The organism is Mesorhizobium sp. M1E.F.Ca.ET.041.01.1.1 (assembly GCF_003997355.1).
Taxonomy (GTDB): Bacteria; Pseudomonadota; Alphaproteobacteria; order Rhizobiales; family Rhizobiaceae; genus Mesorhizobium.
This window is the reverse complement of sequence record NZ_RZSL01000905.1, coordinates 1-1,732: the sequence shown is the minus strand read 5'-3', so window position 1 is coordinate 1,732 and position 1,732 is coordinate 1. Positions and strand designations below refer to the sequence as shown.

The window sequence follows — 1,732 nt, the reverse complement described above, 5'->3', positions numbered from 1 at the left end:
TCGCTGAACTTTGCCGGGTTGTTCTCGGGTCACAATTTTCCCTCGGGCCAGCGTGAGGGACTGCACTGGAAGCGGCCGATCGCGCTGCTCGAGACGAGCAGCCAGACAGCCTATTATTTCAACTTTCACGTTCACGACGTCGGCCATTTCACCGTTTTCGGCCCGACCGGTTCGGGCAAGACGGTCGTGCTGTCGTTCCTGATGGCCCAGGCGATGCGGATTTCGCCGCGACCCCGATGCGTCTACTTCGACTATATGCGCGGCGCCGAGCTCTTCATCCGCGCGCTCGGCGGCCGCTACGAGGTCATGGAGCCGATGCAGGCCACCGGCTTTGCGCCGCTCCAGCTCGAGGACACGGCGGAAAACCGCACGTTTCTCGAAGGGCTATTGCGCTATATCCTGACCCCCGACGACGGATCGCTCGACGTGGCTGAAATGCGCGTGATCAACACGGCCGTCGACAAGGTCTACAAGATCCCGCGCCAACAGCGCGCGTTCGAGTTGCTGCCGGAGGTGCTGCGCGGCTCGCTGACGCCCGGAATGAACGACCTCGCGGCGCGAATTGAACCGTGGCTGAACCCTGGCGACAAGGGCTGGCTCTTCAACAACCCTGTCGATCTCGTCGATTTCTCGAAGCCGGTGGTCGGGTTCGACATGACCAAGATCCTGGCCGACAAAAAATTGCGCTCGGCCGCCCTGCTCTACATCTTCCATCGGCTCGAAGAGATCATGGACGGCACTCCGCTTCTGATGTTCCTCGACGAAGGCTGGAAGCTGCTCGATGACGAGGTGTTCGCCGCCTTCATCAACGAGACTTTGAAAACGATCCGCCGGCGCAACGGCGTCGTCGGCTTTGGCACCCAGACGGCCGAGGATGTTGTCAACTCGTCGATCTCGTCCTCGCTGATCGAGCAGACGAAAACCAACATTTTTTTCCCCAATCCGAAGGCGAGCAAGGATTCCTACATGGCGCGCTTCTCGCTGACGGCGAAGGAGTTCGAGTTCGTGCGCCGGACCGCCAAGGAGACGCGCACATTCCTGGTCAAGCACGACAGCGATTCCGTCGTGGCCAAGCTCGACCTCTCGGCCATGCCCGACCTCATCAAGGTGCTGTCGACCAACGAAACCAGCATCAAGGAATGCGAACGGCTGCGCGAGACTTACGGGCAAGAGCCGGAAGCGTGGCTGCCCTACCTTTGTGGATGGGAAAGCGAGCATGAAGAAGCGGCTTAGCAGCGCGATTGTCGCGGCCGCGATTATGCCGGGGCAGATGGCGGTTGCCCCGGCGCTGGCGCAAATCGCGGTCATCGACAATTCCAATCTGGATAAGCGTGCGCAAGACGAGCAGCACAGCGCAAAATCGCACGATTCCAAATCCGACGAGCAGGAGAAGAAAAAGAGCCTCGTTTGCACCTATACGAACAAATACAGGTCGCAAATGTTCAGCCGCCCCCCAGGCGAGGCGCTGAGCCGCGACGCGGAAAACGCCAAGCTCATCCGCTACTATGCGCAAAAATATGGCGTTCCGGAGGGGCTGGCGCTGTCGGTCGCCTACCAGGAATCGCGCTTGGACAGCTGTGCCGGTTCGCACACCGGCGTCAAGGGCGTGATGCAACTGACGAAGGGAACGGGCAGGCAGCTCGGCTTCGATCGCGACATCAACGAGCAAAACATCGAGGGCGGCGTCAAATATCTCGGCAAAGGCGTCGCACAATGCGGCGCCAGCAACTAC

Annotated in this window: 1 protein-coding gene and 1 pseudogene; both read left to right on the top strand. The window is 60.5% G+C overall.

Annotation, left to right across the window (positions count from 1 at the left end; translation table 11 throughout):
- Nucleotides 1-1,233 (top strand): annotated as a pseudogene (locus EOA38_RS35705) (type VI secretion protein); the annotation flags it as partial.
- The coding region (locus EOA38_RS35700) for a transglycosylase SLT domain-containing protein (RefSeq protein WP_148669492.1) at nucleotides 1,217-1,732 on the top strand (516 nt) is incomplete at its 3' end. The pseudogene EOA38_RS35705 and the gene EOA38_RS35700, both read left to right, overlap by 17 nt.